This is a genomic window from Blautia sp. AM42-2, from assembly GCF_003480245.1.
In the GTDB taxonomy this organism is placed as follows: Bacteria; Bacillota; Clostridia; order Lachnospirales; family Lachnospiraceae; genus Fusicatenibacter; species Fusicatenibacter saccharivorans.
The window spans coordinates 146954-162875 of sequence record NZ_QUIM01000005.1 but is presented as its reverse complement, the minus strand read 5'-3'; the positions used below and the strand labels follow the sequence as shown (position 1 = coordinate 162875).

Annotated in this window: 11 protein-coding genes and 1 riboswitch; of the genes, 1 reads left to right on the top strand and 10 read right to left on the bottom strand. The window is 50.9% G+C overall.

What is annotated here, in order from left to right; genetic code table 11:
* The 3 genes from DW915_RS08210 to DW915_RS08200 all read right to left on the bottom strand — a co-directional run bounded on the left by DW915_RS08210 (window position 1) and on the right by DW915_RS08200 (window position 6306).
* The gene (locus DW915_RS08210; protein WP_226906339.1) at window positions 1-1062 is read right to left on the bottom strand and encodes a FecCD family ABC transporter permease; all 1062 of its coding nucleotides are present in this window, start codon (window positions 1060-1062) and stop codon (window positions 1-3) included.
* Window positions 1063-1073: 11 nt separating this feature from the next.
* A complete protein-coding gene (locus DW915_RS08205; RefSeq protein WP_243033805.1) occupies window positions 1074-2438 on the bottom strand; it encodes an ABC transporter substrate-binding protein in 1365 nt (454 codons plus the stop codon).
* Between the two features lie 79 nt (window positions 2439-2517).
* Window positions 2518-6306 carry a hypothetical protein gene (locus DW915_RS08200; RefSeq protein WP_118741920.1) on the bottom strand — a complete coding sequence of 1263 codons (3789 nt, stop codon included), beginning with the start codon at window positions 6304-6306 and terminating at the stop codon, window positions 2518-2520.
* Window positions 6307-6587: 281 nt separating this feature from the next.
* Window positions 6588-6790, bottom strand: a riboswitch (cobalamin riboswitch).
* A gap of 119 nt (window positions 6791-6909) precedes the next feature.
* Between DW915_RS08200 and DW915_RS08190 the strand changes: the two genes are divergently transcribed.
* Window positions 6910-8676, top strand: coding sequence for a DUF885 domain-containing protein (locus DW915_RS08190; protein ID WP_158581044.1), 1767 nt, complete (start codon window positions 6910-6912; stop codon window positions 8674-8676).
* Window positions 8677-8766: 90 nt separating this feature from the next.
* On the opposite strand, the gene DW915_RS08185 is transcribed toward DW915_RS08190, so the two are convergent.
* The 7 genes from DW915_RS08185 to DW915_RS08155 all read right to left on the bottom strand — a co-directional run bounded on the left by DW915_RS08185 (window position 8767) and on the right by DW915_RS08155 (window position 15602).
* Window positions 8767-10236, bottom strand: a complete 1470-nt coding sequence (locus DW915_RS08185; protein WP_022461704.1) for a hypothetical protein — start codon at window positions 10234-10236, stop codon at window positions 8767-8769.
* A gap of 175 nt (window positions 10237-10411) precedes the next feature.
* Window positions 10412-11182, bottom strand: coding sequence for a TrmH family RNA methyltransferase (locus DW915_RS08180; RefSeq protein WP_055228546.1), 771 nt, complete (start codon window positions 11180-11182; stop codon window positions 10412-10414).
* Between the two features lie 11 nt (window positions 11183-11193).
* Complete coding sequence (locus DW915_RS08175; RefSeq protein WP_022461706.1) at window positions 11194-11850, bottom strand: potassium channel family protein; 657 nt, start codon at window positions 11848-11850, stop codon at window positions 11194-11196.
* 47 nt (window positions 11851-11897) lie between these two features.
* Window positions 11898-13283, bottom strand: coding sequence for a TrkH family potassium uptake protein (locus tag DW915_RS08170; protein ID WP_055228548.1), 1386 nt, complete (start codon window positions 13281-13283; stop codon window positions 11898-11900).
* Window positions 13284-13291: 8 nt separating this feature from the next.
* On the bottom strand, window positions 13292-13831 hold the full coding sequence (locus DW915_RS08165) for a hypothetical protein (RefSeq protein WP_022461708.1): 540 nt from the start codon (window positions 13829-13831) through the stop codon (window positions 13292-13294).
* A gap of 258 nt (window positions 13832-14089) precedes the next feature.
* Window positions 14090-14344: a helix-turn-helix domain-containing protein gene (locus DW915_RS08160; protein ID WP_118741918.1), complete on the bottom strand. Its 255-nt coding sequence runs from the start codon at window positions 14342-14344 to the stop codon at window positions 14090-14092.
* A 49-nt stretch (window positions 14345-14393) separates the two neighbouring features.
* A complete protein-coding gene (locus tag DW915_RS08155; RefSeq protein WP_118720221.1) occupies window positions 14394-15602 on the bottom strand; it encodes an RtcB family protein in 1209 nt (402 codons plus the stop codon).
* Window positions 15603-15922: the final 320 nt, after the last annotated feature.

Sequence of the window (15922 nt, the reverse complement as noted above, 5' to 3'; positions counted from 1 at the left end):
TTACCCCCTTTTCCGGCGCAGCATCATGAAAATGACGACCGGCGCACCAAAGATCGATGTGACCGTACTGATGGACAGCTCCAGCGGTGCAAACGCCATACGCGCAATCAGGTCGCACATCATACAGAAGACGGCTCCGCCGAGGAACGTTCCCGGGATTACGACGAGCGGACGCGATGTGCCGAGGCTCTGTTTGACGAGGAACGGGACGGCAATGCCGACAAACGAAATCGGACCGGCAAATGCGGTGACACATGCGGAGAGAATACTCGAAAGCAGAATCAGCGCGATGCGGAATACTTTGATGTTGACACCCATGCTCTGCGCATACGCCTCACCGAGCTGGTATGCACCGATCGGTTTTGCCATCAGGAACGTGATGACAAAGGTGATGCCGATCACAGCCGCAGAGATCGCTACGTTGCTCCAGCTCATGCCGGAGAAGCTTCCCTGTGACCAGCCGTGGAGGTTGACGATATCGGAATCCTCCGCGAAGGTGACAACAAAATCCGTGACCGCCGAGCAGATGTAACCGATCATAATACCGCCGACGAGAAGTCCTGCCATATTTTTGATCCGTCGGGACATCAGCAGAATGAAGCCGACGGAGAGAAGGGATCCTAAGAATGCTGCAACAATCATCGTGTAAGATGTGATATTGCGCGCCCACTCCAGATAAAAGATCATGGTCAGCGCCACGACCATTTTGGCTCCCGAGGAAATTCCAAGAACAAACGGACCGGCAATCGGGTTTTCAAAGAAAGTCTGTAAAAGGAAGCCCGACAGGGACAGAGCACCGCCCAGGATTGCCGCCATCAGAATACGCGGAAGGCGGATTTTCCAGATAATATTATACTCTTTCCCCTCTCCGGTCCGCCGCAGCAGAATCCGGAAAATTTCCGGAATCGAAATATTTACGTTTCCGGAATTGATATTCAGCACGGTGATGGCAGCGAACGCCAGAATCAGCACCAGAAACACAGCGGCATACCGCGAACGGCGCCGGAAGTTTTCCATATGGAAACTGTTCTCTTTTCCTGTCATATTTTTTTTCTCTGACATACGTTCCTCCATCAGGATAATTTTCTTAAGAATACCATCTGATCCGGATCGCCGCCCGTTACCAGAAGGTTAATGTCGTTGGTAAACTGTGCAATTTTATCGGTTGCCTGATACATCGATTTCTCGGTTGTCCAGACGTTGCCCTCTTTGACTGCTTTGTAATCGGCAAACATGGAATCCTTTGCCAGCAGGTCGTCCAGGGTTTTGACGGTGGAATCGATGCTTGCGTTGTAGATCAGGTAGTCCGCATCTTCGGCCGTATCGTAGAACTGCTCCATCGTGATCGGCACGGATGTTTTTCCGCTGTCGTCCTGGAGATCACGGAAGGCGTTGCGCGCACCGCCAAGCTCGATCATGTTGGAAATATAGTCCTCCGGGTTCCGCACAACGGCAGCTCCGCTCGTATTAATATAGAAGAAAGCGACCGTTTTTTCGGTATTCTGGAAATCCTTCAGATTTTCCACAACACTTGCCTGACTTGCAAAGAAGTCGGCTGCCTCCTCCTCTTTGTCCAGCATGGCACCGTAGAGTTTGATCCATTCGGTTCTGCCAAGAGGCTGGGATTCGTAGCTGGAACGGTCAATGAAGACCGGAATATCGAGCATCTCGATCATCTCCTGTACCTTCGGGGAATGGAGGATCATCGTGGATTCAATGGCCAGATCACAGTTCTCACTGACCAGAAGTTCGTAATCCGGCTCACTGTATTTTCCGGCGAAGATCATCGTTCCGGCATTCATCGCGTCAACGGCATCCTGTACGTACCAATTGTCTGCGGTTTCACCGGAGAGACGAATCGTATCGAGGGAGTCGATGGCATCGAACAGCGCCATCGGAGAGGTTGCTGCCATGTAGATGCGTTCCAGCGGCTGATGGATTACAATTACATCGGAATCGAGGTCATCCGGCGCCTCTTTTCCGTCCGGGACGAGCAGATACTGCGCGCCGTCTTTGACATCGAGCAGTTTATAGCCGTCTGTGCAGTAGTATACGTTAAAGCACTCGGCGTAATTCAGGACCATCTTGCTCTCGATGGTGATTCCGGTGATGTCCGGTGCGTCGCTGACATCGTCTGTCGTTGCGAAACCATCCGCGGATGCGGTATCACTCCCGGAGGTGCTGCTCTCAGCAGTGGCTTCGGAGGTGCTTTCACTTTCAGCCGTACTTTCCGAGACGGATGTGCTCTCCGTCTGGCTTTCGGAAACGTCTGCTGAGGATGCTGTGAATGTGCTGCTCTCAGAAACTGCCGAAGTGCCCGACGCGGACGATGTGCTGCTTCCCGTTGATGCGGTGCTGCCGCAGGCCGTCAGTGACATCGCTGCTGCAAGAAAAAGTGCGGCCCATTTTTTCAGCTTTCTTTCGTTTTTTCCTGTCATTTGATATTCCTTTCTTAAAGAAAAAGCCGCTGCCATATGGCAGCAGCCCTTTCTCATTTTTTGCTGCAAATTATTGTACTTATTTATTCTCTTCTGCCTTTACCATCTGCTGGAACAGCTCGTTTGCCTGATCCTCGCATCCGAAGATCACGCCGTAGACTTTCAGCCACTCTGCTTTCGCAAGATCGGTCTTCTCGTCTGCGGAACGGTCAACCAGCATCGGAATGGTCAGGGTTGCCAGACGCTCTGCGGTGTCGGACAGACGCTCATTTTCCTCTTTCAGAAGTTCTTCCGGAGTCTTGTCTTCGTCTGCTTTCTCATCCGTTGTCTTATCGTCTTTATCGTCCTTCTGATCCTCAGCTTTGGTATCTGCGGTCTCGTCGGCTGCATCAGCATCTTCCTCATCTTTTGCATTTCCCGGAAGGAACTCAGATGGAAGAATTGCAAAGTCGATTTCGTCTTTTACCAGAGCTTTGTAGTCCAGATCATCGAATGCTCCGTCGAAGGAGATTTTTTTGTCTTCCATTGCTTTTGCAATGTTTTCGATCTGGCAGTCTTTCTGCTCCATGCCGACTGCTTTGATGCTCTCTGCTGCGTCTAACTGCTCGTCGAGAAGTTTCAGGGCATCCTCAGATGCTACGTATGCTTTCTCAACCGGAAGCTGGATCACGATCATATCTTTGTCCAGTCCTGCCGGAATCTCAACATCTTTCGGAACGATCAGATATTTGACAACATTGCCTTCGTACAGCTCTTTTGTCTTTTCGGTCAGATCTTTCGCTTTCTCAGTGCCGGTCTTTTTGGAATCGGATGCTGCTGCCGCTTCTTCCTCGTCGGTTGCTGCTGCGGTATCCTCTGCTGCTGCGGTATCGGTATCTTCTGCTTTCTTGTCGTCCTCGGTCTGTTTCTCCGGATCACGCTCGGTATCTTTTGTCATATCGATCTCCAGCAGGGTGATGCCTTCGTCGTAATGATACATCTTGAAGTACTCTGCGTAAGCAAGTTTTGTCTCTGCTTTGTATTCCAGTCCCATGATCTCTGGAGCGGTGGTATCCAGCTTGGAGTTATCGGTGCTGATCGTGGAGGTTGTTCCGTCTGCTTTTACAAATCCTGTGCTGGAAGAAGTGCTGCCGCCCTTCTTTGCTGCTGCCAGGGAGATGAAGATGTTGTAGGAAATCTCATGGGCAACGGACATTCTGGTGGTCATACCGATGATGGTATTGTTCTTGTTCAGCTCAACCGGAATGGTGAAGATGCTGCTTCCGCCGCTGACATTTGCCATGTATTTATTTCCGTTTGCTTTTACATATCCGTAGTACGGACTGCTGAATGCGATCGTTGCATAAGCCTGTCCGTTCGTTACAGTAATCTTGCTGCAGGAGATGGTTACCTTTCCGGATCCGCCGGAGAAGGAGAATCCGTCTGGTGTGTAAACGCCGTCTGCCAGTGTGGTTGCACTGTCTACTTTGGATGTGCCGCCGCTTAAGTCAGACTCATATTTGGATTCCTGCTCCGGTTTGGTATCGGCCGGTTTCTGGGTCGGTGCCGGAGTCGGGGTGCTGGTCGGTTTTACAACCGGTGTCTCAGATGGAGATACGGTTGGGGTATTGGTCGGAACGAGGGTTGGTTTCGGAGTATCGCCCTTGTTGTCATCCGACGGAAGGTCTCCGGTCTTTTTCAGGCTGGAAGATGCAATCGTGATGGCTCTGTCGTACCATTTGCCGCTCTTTACTGCATGAGCTGCTACAGCAAGTTCCTGATCCAGTGCTTCTACCGGGATTTCAAACTGCATTCCGGTTTTGGTTTCACCGTCTAAGGTGTAGTCCACTTTTCCGGTGGAAGCGATCCATGCGCCGCTCTCTGCTGCCGCATCTTTTCCGGTTCCCATATACAGATAATCATAGCCGCTTCCGCTTAAGGTGATAACTGCTGTCATTTTTCCGTTTTTCGCGGTCAGTTTTACGCCGACTACCTTGAACATTGCTGCATTAGTTGTTGCCTCTGCACTGTAAATACCATCTGCTACTTTATTGGTCTCATCTGCCGGAAGATCTGCGGTCTTTTTCAGACTGGAAGATGCAATAGTAATGGTTCTTGCATACCATTTATCCCGTTTTGCAGAATGGGAAGAAACAACAAGTGCCTGATCGAGTGCTGCTACCGGAATATCATACTGCATTCCTGTTTTCGTCTCGCCGTCTGCTGTTGTGTAATCAACGGTGCCGACGCCTGCAATCCATGCACTCTTGTCTGCGGCAGCTGCCTCTTCCGGTGTTCCCATGTACAGATAATCGTAGGCAACACCACTTAACGTGATGCGTGCTTTCATGTCGCCGTCTTTTACGGTCAGCTCTACGCCGACTACTTTGAACATAGCTGCGCCGGTCTCCGCGGTTCCGCTGTAGATACCGTTTTCTACTTTCGCCGGTTCCGGAGTTGGAGTTGCGGTTGGAACCGGAGTCTCACTCGGAGTCGGGGTTGCAGTCGGGACCGGAGTCTCGGTCGGCTCCGGTATCGGAGTTACTTCCGGTGTTTTACTTCCCGGAACTGCAAGATAAAGCTGCTTTTTGGTGTACCAGGTTCCGTCTTTCTTTCCAAGAACGATCGGAACGGTTGTGCCGGCTTTGTCCGCATCTACTTCAAATGTAAAGGAATAACCGCCGTTTGCTTCCTGCATTCCCTGGATAGCCGGTGTTTTTGCAAGGTCATCGTTCTTTCCAAGATACAGTTTATCAAATGATACGTTGTTTGTTTTCAGTGTAAGAACGAGTTTATCGCCCTTGTTGATCATTGTTGCCTCGGAGATGACGAACATTTTGAATACGCTGCCGTCCTCTTTGGTAACCGGTGCTTCTACACTGGCTGGCTTATTCGAGGAATCCTCACCTGGATTTTCGCTTGGAGTCTCGGTTGGTTCCGGTGTTACCGTCGGGATTGCATCGGTGCTGTGGATCGTAACGGTTTTATCAGCCCATGTTTTTTTCTTGGCTGAGCGAACGGCAACATCCATCTGTTTGTCAAGCTCTTCCACCGGAATTTCAAAACGATATCCGGTCTTTTCTGCACCGGTCTTCGTATCCGTATAGGTTTCGCTTCCTGTCGGAGCAATCCAGCTCTTTTCATCTGCTGCGGCAGCTTCTGCTGCTGTTCCCGTATACAGGTAATCATAGCCGGTTCCACTCAGCAGAATGGATGCTTTCAGTTTTCCATCTTTTACGATGAGTCTGGAAGAAATCACACTGAACATGCTTCCGGTTGCTTCTGCAGAAGTCTCATACTCACCATCTGCCGGTTTTGCTGCTTCCGCTGCTTTTGTTTCTTTCTTCTCGGCTGTATTGGATGTCTCATTTTGGGTTGTTTCTTTTACTTCCGTTTTCGGCTGTTCTGCCGCCGGACTGGTATTCTCTTTTACAGCATCTTTGGTTTCTTCTTTTGCCGGTGTTTCTTTTCCAGCATCTTGGGAAGTCTCATCTGCTGCTTCCGGCTCTTTTTCTGTGGTATCGGCAGTCTCTTCACCGTCTTTTGCAGTGTCCTCTGCAGTATCTTCCGAAGCATCCTCATCTGCGGATGATGTCTCGGTCTCGTCAGATCCTGCCGGTGTCTGATCCTCTGCAGGCGCGGCCGGTGTTTCCGTCGGCTCTTCTGCCGGAGTCTCTGCAGTGCTTTCACTGCTCTCGGTTTCTGCCGGTGTTGTTTCCGGTTCTGCCGTCTCTGCTGTTTCTTCGCTCTGCGGCGCTTCCTCTGCGGCTGCGCTGCTTTCTGTCTGTGCTGCTTTTTCCTGCATATCTGCTAATACGCTGGCAGTCGGGCTCATGATCATGGACGCCGACAGCAGCAGTGCCAGAAATTTGCTTGAATTTCCTTTCATAACTTCTCCTTTTCTTCGGATCTCCTTCGCGCATCTGCTCCGGATTCCGTCTGACTTTTTCAGGCAGCTGGGCGGTGCCTGTCCCCGTCAATGATGTCTCCCTGCAAGTAATCTTGTTTTTGAGGACACATTTTTTCTGCGAAAAGACAAACAGACATCTGCTTTTTCTGCAAAAGAGTTTCTCCACCGGAGCTCTTTTTCGGACGCATGGCGACAAAAAAGCAGATGTCCGATTTTACTTCGTACATCTTTCCATGAATATATATGCTTTTATCGGAAGCGATTCACTAACCTTTCCAGCAGGTTTCCTGACTCGCAGATCTTCACGGCAGCCGCGCCTTCTCATGCGTTTCGCACAATGGCATTTCTGCAGCTAACACTCCTGCTTACAGTGACCGGATCGCTCAGGATTTCCACCTGATTCCCTTTTATCTTCGCGGATTCTTTTTCAAATCCGTTCCGCACTGAAAAGTCCCTTATTTCATTCGTTACTGATTATAGCAAAGCCGTTTTGGAAAGTCAAATGAAAGGCCACGGAAAAAGCGCATAAAATCAGCATTTTTTACATACTTTATGATAACTGTCCGCACCGGAGCCTATTCTATGAAACCAGCTTCTCTGCACCGCCGCATCCTGTTCCCTCTGCTTCTGTGCGGCGGACTTCTTTTCGCCCTGCTGTTCTGGTATTTTTCCCCGTTCTTTTCCCCTGGTGAGAACCGCCGGTTTTCCGCGTATGTGGAGGAACGGTTCCACTCCGAGGTAACCTCTTCTGCCATCACGCTCCACTATACCCTCGCTGATCCGGCTTCCCGCGGAATTGCCCCCGGCACCGCCTCGTTCGGCACGGTTTCCATCCCTGACCGCACCTCGTATGATGCCCTGCTGCAGAGTGTGGAAACAACGCTCACATCCTTTCATCGAAACCGCCTCTCCGCGGAAAATCAGATCACGCTCGATCTTCTGCTCTACGAGCTGAACTGCGAGAAAATGCCGGGCAGCACCAGCCTTCTTGCGGAACCGCTCGGTCCGTCGCTCGGGATTCAGGCACAGCTTCCCATTCTGCTCGCGGAGTACCCGTTCCGCACACAGCAGGATATCGCCGACTACCTCCATCTTCTGCAGGATCTCCCGCGCTATTTCTCCGATCTCATCGCACTCGAGCAGGAAAAATCCCGGCAGGGCGTGTTTCAGAATGACCTTGCGGTCGATGGCATTATCCGCCAGTGCAGTGCTTTTCTCGCCGACGCGGATACACCGGAAAGCCATCTGCTCCACACCGTTTTTCAGAATAAACTGCAGGCGTCTTCACTGTTTTCTGAGGCGGAAAGGAATCTCTGTCTGCAGACGCATGAAAAACTCCTTATCTCCTGTGTTTTTCCCGCCTACCGCTCTCTTTCCGATGCTCTTTCTTCACTCCGCGGCAAAGGAACACAGAACGCCGGCGGTCTTTCCCGGCAGGAAGGCGGACTTTCCTACTATGCGTATCTTCTCCGCAGCCGCGTCGGTGTTGACGCTTCACCAGAGGAGCTGACCCGCCTTTTAACACAGCAGCTTGCGGACCAGTGTGCCGAAATGCAGATCATTCTCGATCAGAATCCGTCGCTCTCCCTCTCCGAGCAGGCGCTCGTGCTGCCGTTCTCCACGCCGGAGGAAATGCTTGCCGATCTGCAGAATGCCGTTTCTGAAGATTTTCCCGTTCTTTCGGGTATCGCATACGAAGTAAAGACCGTGGATGACTCCCTCAAGGATTTTTTAAGCCCCGCCTTTTATCTCACACCGCCCGCCGATGTCAATTCACCCAACTCCATTTACCTGAATCCCGCGGATGAAATGACCGGCATCGAGCTGTATTCCACACTTGCCCACGAGGGCTTTCCCGGCCATCTGTACCAGACCGTCTCGTTCTCGCGCTCCGACCCGCTTCTGATCCGCCATCTCTACGCGCCGTCGGGTTATGTGGAAGGATGGGCAACCTACGTTGAATCATATGCCTGCCGCTACGCCGCACGTAATCTCGATGCAAACACGCAGGCGCTCTGCCGTCTCTGGTATCTGAACCGCTCGGTGCATCTTATCCTCTGCTCGCTGCTGGATCTCGGAATCCACAGCCAGGGATGGCTCCTCTCGGATGCGTCAGCCTTTCTGGCGCAGTTCGGCATCACGGATGCGTCGGCCGCTGCCTCTTTATATCAGTATATTCTCGAGACACCGGCGAACTATCTGAAATACTGTGTCGGATCGCTCTCGTTTTCGCAGCTCCTCTCGGAAGTGCAGAAACAGGAAGGTGACTCATTCTCATTGATCGGTTTCCATGAAAAACTGCTCCGTCTCGGGCCTCTGCCATTTCCGCTCGTAGAAAAATATCTGTAAACGGTTCGCCCTGCTGAAAAAAAGATCCCACAGACTTTCTTCTATAAATAATAAAAAGTTCTGTGAGATCTTTTTCATTTTCAAAATTCTTTAACCTAAATTGTAAAGAGATGGATCTGTCGGCCGCTGCGGATCAATAACAGAGGCAGAATCAAACAGATCGCTTGTTCTATCCTCGCCGCCTCCGTAGAGGTTCTGGTACAGACGGTATCCATCCAGGTTTCTTCGTCCCATACGCAGGTAATTGTCTCTTACCTGAACGAAATACTGGGAGGAATCTACGTTGCAGTAGATGTTGAAGCCCTGACTCTTTAAGTAAGCAAACTTCTCATTGTCCATCGTGTAATCGTGCCAGTCGGAAAGATCCTGTCCATGTGCAAAGATGATGATATCGCTTCCGCCGATGAGCGGTGCAACATACGTCAGCCATTTCTCGGTATCCGCCTGGATCGTCTCGATCGGTTTGTCGCCGACACGGATATGGCCCCAGGTATGGCTTGCGAATGTCCAGCCGTCTGCTTTGATCGCATCGGCTACTTTTTTCGCCTCCTCGCACTCTTTATCCCAGTCGAAATCCGGGTGTGCATCAAGCCATGCTACCTGATCATCCGTCAGATCTTCTCTTGTCTTGTAATCACCGTCGGTGCGGTATCCGAGGATTCCGTCGTAGCCGGTCAGTGCTACGGTTCCGCGCGCATTATGGTATACGGCATCCGGATGCGCTTCGATAAACTGATCCATCAGCGGGATGCAGTCGTAAGCACCGGTCACAACAGTTCCGTCATCCTGAATGTATTCGCAGGTCGGTTTTCCGTCGTCGCCGACTACCATCTTGCTGGCAATGCCGCGTCCGTCGTAAGAGTGGTAATAGGAAAGGTCATCCAGAGAAAGAACGAATGCTTTCTTGCCCTCCGGCAGGTAAATGTCCCCTTCCTCGTAATGAACGGTTCCGTCATCATCTACGGTCTTTTTCACGAGATCGTTGATCGAAACCATGACATATCCTCTGTCGTACATCTGCTGGGTGATCGCGTTGAACTCATCCACGGTGGTCATCCACTGGCAGAAGCCTGCGGTCTGTGCGTTGTCCTGATAGAAAGCTTTCTGCGGATCGACTACAAGAGAATGATAGAAAATGTGGGTTACTTCGTTGACGTTGACGCGCACACAGGCATCTCTCGTGCTGGTGTACTCTGCTACTTTTGTGATGATATCCGCGTCGGTCGCTGCGCCCTCTACGCTCTGGAGCTTTTCAATGGCTCCATCGTAATCGTATGTCTGCGCAAGTGCATCGGCTTCCGCCATAATCTGTGCTTTCGTTGTCGGCGCTTCAGCACTTCCCGTGCTGTCCGACGATACGGAACCGTCCACCTCTGCTGTTTTCTGATCCTCTTTTTCCTGTGCTTTCTGCTGGATTTTTTCTGTTCCTCCGGCCAAAGCCCAGATTCCAATGCCGAAGATGACAAGCAGAACACATAGAATTCCTGTTTTGATCATCAGCGCACGCTTCCGCTTTCTTCTTCGGAGCTCCTTTTTACTGATGTTTTTTTTCTCACTCATTTTTCCTTCCTCCCAAAACAGCTTTTGCTTTTCTGGCAAATATTACAGTTTTACCGGACTGACAGAAATTCAGCCCGGACTCTGCTCTTTCTATTTTAGCTCAAAATACCGGTTCTGTCGAGTAGGTTTCCGGCAGGTTAAGAGAAATGTAAGAAAACCGGTAACGCTCTTTCTTTTATGCGCGCTGGCCGTGTGCCTCATACATGAGAACGGCGGATGCAATCGCTGCGTTTAACGATTCCACTTTTCCTTCCATCGGAATACGGATCAGGCACTCGGCGGCCTCTGCCATTGCATCAGTCAGGCCGTTTCCCTCATTTCCGATCAGGAATGCCGTTCCTTTTGTGTAATCCTCCTCGCGGTAGGAATGCACGCCGTGCAGATGTGCCGCGTACGTACAGATCTTCCGCGCTTTTAAGCCTTTTACAAATCCGACCGCATCGTCGACGATCAGAAACGGCATACGGTAGATCGAGCCCATCGTCGAGCGGATCGTTTTCGGATTGAAGATATCCGCGGTACCGCGGCTCATGATGATGCCGGTGACTCCTGCGCCCTCTGCGGTGCGGATGATTGTTCCGACATTTCCAGGGTCCTGCAGATCCTCAAGTACCATCAGAAGCGGTGTCTTTCCGTTGTCCATCACCTCCTCTTCGGTGTAATGCGGCATGCGGATCACACTTAAAACACCCTGCGGCGTCTTCGTGTCGCACATGGACTGGAACACGCGGTCGTCCACTACTTCGTATTCTGTCCCGTCGGACGGCATTTCATGCATTTTGCTGCCGCTCTCAGACACATATACTTTTTTCAGCCATTCCCGCGGCGCTTCCTGGAACATTTTCCAGCCCTCCGCCACGAAAACGTCCTGCTCCCGGCGTTCTTTTGCTTTTTTGTTCAGCGCAATAATGTTTTTTACCTGTGCATTGCTGCTGCTTGTAATCATGAATGGTCCCCTCATTTCCTGTTTTTCATCAATTTGGCAAGTTCTTTGTTTTCGCCGATCAGAATCAGCACTTCCTCTGCGCGGAGCAGCGTCTTCGGATTGACCGTGACACGGATGTCTTCCCCGTCCTTGACGGCGATTACGTTGATACTGTATTTCTTCCGCAGATCCAGCTCCTCGAGGTTATGCCCCGTCCACGCTTCCGGCACGGGAAGCTCTACCATGGAGAACGAATCCGACAGCATGAAGAAGTCCTGGAAGCCGCCGGAAATCAGGCTTTTTCCGAGGCGGATGCCCGTCTCACTCTCCGCCATCACGACGCGGTCCGCGCCGACTTTTTTCAAAATATTGGCATGCATCTGGCTCATGCACTTTGCGATGACGAGCGGCACGCCCGCCTCTTTTGCCTGCAGGGTGGCGAGGATGCTCGACTCCATATTTTCGGAAATGCCAACGATCACCACATCCATATTGCTGATGCCAAGAGATGCGAACACACGACTGTCCGTGATGTCTGCACGCGCCGCATAGGTAACAAGATCGGCAATTTCCTGTACCGGCTCAGCGTCTTTATCAACGGCAAGCACTTCTTTTCCTGCCTGCGCAAGTGTCGTTGCTACAGAAAAACCAAACTTTCCAAGTCCAATGACTGCATACTGTTTACTCATTTCTTTTCCTCGTTTTCTGAAATCTGTCCTGTTTTTTATTTTCCCAACTATCCAATCAGAATCCGCTGCTCCGGTCTCTGAATATCGACATCTTTTCTTCCTGTTCTGCGGCGCAGTGCGACAGCCAGCGTCACCGGCCCGATTCTTCCCATAAACATAACCAGAATAACAATCACCTTTCCCATAAAAGGAAGCGTCGGCGTCAGGGAACGGGTGAGGCCCACCGTTGCAACCGCAGAAATAATTTCATACGTACAATCCAGCAGCGGGCTTCCGGTTACGGAAATCAGCAGCACGGTGGCAGTAAAGACTGTCGTCAGTACAAAAAAGAAAATGACGACAGCGGTACGGATATTTTCTTCCATCACTTTCCGCCCCCAGGCCACCGTATCTGAGTCTCCGCGAATATAGGAGGCAACCAGCACAACCAGAATGGCAACCGTTGTCGTCTTAACACCACCTGCCGTTCCCATCGGGGAGCCACCGATGAACATGAGAACCATACTTACCATTGCAGAGCTGTCCGAGAAATCAGCCTGCGGGATCGTCTCAAAGCCTGCCGTTCTTGTCGTCACGGACTGAAAAAAAGCCGCCATGACCTTCTGCGCCGGTTTCAGGCTGCCAAGTGATGGCGCGTGATTCCAGTCCAGTGCAAGAATCAGCAGTGCTCCACCGAACACCAGAATCATGGTTGTCGTTAAAACCAGTTTCGTATGAAGCGTGAATCCTCGCACAAAATTTTTACGGGGCCGTTTTCCCTTCACAAGCTCCTGCACCCGCTCCATAACTTCCCACCAGACGGGAAAACCAAGACCGCTCAAAAGAATCAGTCCCATCGTCGTAAAGTTTATCAGCGGGTTCGTTACAAATGGAGCAAAAGAGGCTTCGCCAACGAGATCGATTCCCGCATTACAGAAAGCGGAAACGGCGTGAAAAATACTGTAGCCGATTCCCTTCCAGAAGCCATACTCCGGCACAAACCAGAAGCTATACAGAACCGCCCCCGCAATCTCTACGGTTGCTGTTCCAATCAGAAGCCGGCGCACGATGCCCACACTGCCCTTTAAAACCGGCAGATTATAGGTATCCTGAATTAATTTCCGGCTCTGCAGACTGATTTTCCGGCGCAGGATCAGAAACACCATCGTCAGGCACGCCATGATGCCAAGACCTCCGAACTGAATCAACCCGAGGATCACAATTTTTCCAAAGGTACTCCATGTCGTCGCCGTCGGAACGGTGACAAGGCCCGTCACGCAGACAGATGTCGTTGCGGTAAACAGGGCGTCGAGCCAGTAAACGCTTTTTCCGTCCGCCGCAGAAACCGGCAGGCACAGAAGAATCGTTCCCAGCAGGATTACCGCCGCAAATCCCAGCATCATAATCCGCTCCGCCGGTGTGTGCCATTTATTTTTGCTTTGTTTTTCGGCCATCGCTCCTCCTATTCTGCCGCTTCATTTTCTGCTTCACTGCTGTAGTAGAGCTTTCCGCTCTCACTGTCCGTCACGGTAATATCCGCAAAATATTCCCCGCAGGAACCCTCACACTGGTAATAGACGTCAAACGAAACCGTCATGTCATCTTCTCCTTCCAGGTATTCCGCGTGAACCTGATTTTTCGCGGTCCGCGTCGTTCTGCTCCACACTTTATCATCCGCAAGAAGCTCCTTTTTGATCTTCACAGGAAATTCACTGGATGCAATTTCGTGCTGATTGGACTCGTTTTTGATCCGGTAATAGAGATTCATGTACAGCCCGTCATCTTCCTCATGGAAAAACCAGCCGTAGATATCATCCTCCGCAACAATCGTCGGCTGGATCAGCTCAGCGTTTGTTTTGGTCGTGAATGCATTCATCTCATGCGTAAACTCATTCTGCATCCGGCGATGCTTCATCAGCCAGCTGCCTTCCTTCACACCGGCCGCAGCCACGGCAAGAACGACAGCGCCGATGCAAAGGCCAATGATTTTCTTTTTTGTCATTATTTAATTTCCCCTTTTCTTTTCGAAACACAAAAATAAGATACCCCTAAGAATATACTTATGAGTATCTTATCAGTTTGCACATATAAAGTCAACGGAGCCAACCCGATCCAGCCTGCTGTTTTTGCCTCACCGAGTGCTTCTGCTACCATAAGCCGGCTGCTGCGGTTTGTAGAAAAGCTACGGAATCTGTGCTTTTTATTCTACATGAAATTGAGGGAAGATTGTGTTAAAGTTGCGTAAAATATGTTCTCAGGTTTATGCACTCGCAAGCACAAGCTCTCTTGTCTCCACAATCACGATCTCATCGATCGACACATGCAGTACCGCTGCCAGTACGATCAGGTTGTCGATTGCCGGCATGGCGGTGCCGTGCTGCCACTTGTAGATTGCCTGCGGGGTGGTGAAACCGAAAATTTTCTGCAGGTCGCGGACGGTAAGGCCTGCCTGCTGCCGCAGTCTTGTAATGTTTCTTCCTGTTGCTTCCATATCAATTGACGGAATTGCCATCATTTTTTTCTTCCTCCTTCTTGCGGAGGAATTTTACTGGTTTCCTCCGCCTCTATTCTGATGCTTTGAAATTGTAAACGGGACGCAGCACCTCCACGACATCGACCGATGCACGGACTATATCGAGAATATCATCCAGCGATTTGTACGCCATCGGCGCCTCGTCCAAGGTATGTTCGTTGACGGAAGTCGTATAGATTCCCTCCATGCTCTTCCGGTATTCCTCCAGTGCCAGGGTTTCCTTCGCTTTTTTGCGCGACATCAGCCGTCCGGCTCCGTGCGGGGCAGAATCATTCCACTCCGGATTTCCTTTTCCGACGGCGAGAATACTGCCGTCACGCATATTGATCGGAATCAGCACTCGTTCTCCTTTGTGCGCTGCGATTGCGCCTTTTCGGAGTATCATCTCGTTTGTGTCGATATAGTTATGAATCGTGTGGAACGCATCGGTGCCGGTAAGGCCGGTTCGTTCCAGCAGGATTTCCGCCATTTTTTCCCGGTTCCGGCGTGCAAACTGCTGGCAGATCTCCACGTCGTGCAGATAGGCTTCCAGATATTTTCCGGTCAGATAGCAGAGATCCTCCGGCATCTGCGCTTCGTCCGGTTTCCACTGCAGCTGTTTTAACGCCTCCTGGATTTCCTTTCTGCGGCCCTGCTCTTTGTAGGTGCGTATGAGCTCCTCGCGTTTTTCCAGGTACTCGTCATAACCGCGGTCCAGCCGCACTGCCAGATTCTGGTAATACTCTGCCACCTGTTTTCCGAGATTCCGCGAGCCGGAATGGATGACGAGATATTTTGTGCCGTCGGCGGCTTCATCGATCTCGATAAAATGGTTGCCGCCGCCTAAGGTTCCAAGCGACCGCTCCAGGCGTTTTGTGTCTTTTAATTCCCGGCTGCAGGCAAGTGTCATCAGATCAAAACGTTCCTGTCTCCCCTCCCAGACGTTCATGCCGGACGGGATAACATGTGCCGCCTCGTCGATTTTTGCAAAATCAAGTTCGGCTCTTCCAAGATTTACGGTGTACATGCCGCACCCGATGTCCACGCCGACGACGTTCGGCACTGCCTTGTCGCGGATGGTCATCGTTGTTCCGATCGTACATCCTTTTCCCGCATGCACATCCGGCATAATGCGGATCCGCGAGCCTTCCGTCATCGGATAATCGCACATGCGGCGGATCTGCTCGATGGCTTCCTCCTCTACGACCCTGGCATAGCAGATGGCTGTATTTACTTTTCCTTTGATTTTGATCTGATCCATTCCGGATTTCTCCCTTCTCAATTTGTTCTGATATAAAAATTTAATAGAAAAAGCCACCTATCCCATGTGTTCAACATAAGATAAGCGGCTCCTCTTCGTTCGTATCCAGTTGTCTGATGCGGTCGTCTAATTTGATCCTCCCGTATCATATTCCACAGAATCCGTTCTGTCGCTTTTCTCAATTGAACATATCAAAACAAAGCCACGCTGTTTGACGACAAACGTTGCTTCTGGGGTATGTTCTAAATTGCGGTAGCCAAAACGTATTCCTGCTGACATCTGTTTTCCCTTTCCAAAACCTTTTTAACCGGTTCTTTTTC

Excerpts from the sequence above, each read along its gene's own strand:
- DW915_RS08210 (WP_226906339.1), bottom strand. The coding sequence starts at position 1,062 with ATGTCAGAGAAAAAAAATATGACAGGAAAAGAGAACAGTTTCCATATG.
- DW915_RS08205 (WP_243033805.1), bottom strand. The coding sequence starts at position 2,438 with ATGACAGGAAAAAACGAAAGAAAGCTGAAAAAATGGGCCGCACTTTTT.
- DW915_RS08200 (WP_118741920.1), bottom strand. The coding sequence starts at position 6,306 with ATGAAAGGAAATTCAAGCAAATTTCTGGCACTGCTGCTGTCGGCGTCC.
- DW915_RS08190 (WP_158581044.1), top strand. The coding sequence starts at position 6,910 with ATGAAACCAGCTTCTCTGCACCGCCGCATCCTGTTCCCTCTGCTTCTG.
- DW915_RS08185 (WP_022461704.1), bottom strand. The coding sequence starts at position 10,236 with ATGAGTGAGAAAAAAAACATCAGTAAAAAGGAGCTCCGAAGAAGAAAG.
- DW915_RS08180 (WP_055228546.1), bottom strand. The coding sequence starts at position 11,182 with ATGATTACAAGCAGCAGCAATGCACAGGTAAAAAACATTATTGCGCTG.
- DW915_RS08175 (WP_022461706.1), bottom strand. The coding sequence starts at position 11,850 with ATGAGTAAACAGTATGCAGTCATTGGACTTGGAAAGTTTGGTTTTTCT.
- DW915_RS08170 (WP_055228548.1), bottom strand. The coding sequence starts at position 13,283 with ATGGCCGAAAAACAAAGCAAAAATAAATGGCACACACCGGCGGAGCGG.
- DW915_RS08165 (WP_022461708.1), bottom strand. The coding sequence starts at position 13,831 with ATGACAAAAAAGAAAATCATTGGCCTTTGCATCGGCGCTGTCGTTCTT.
- DW915_RS08160 (WP_118741918.1), bottom strand. The coding sequence starts at position 14,344 with ATGATGGCAATTCCGTCAATTGATATGGAAGCAACAGGAAGAAACATT.
- DW915_RS08155 (WP_118720221.1), bottom strand. The coding sequence starts at position 15,602 with ATGGATCAGATCAAAATCAAAGGAAAAGTAAATACAGCCATCTGCTAT.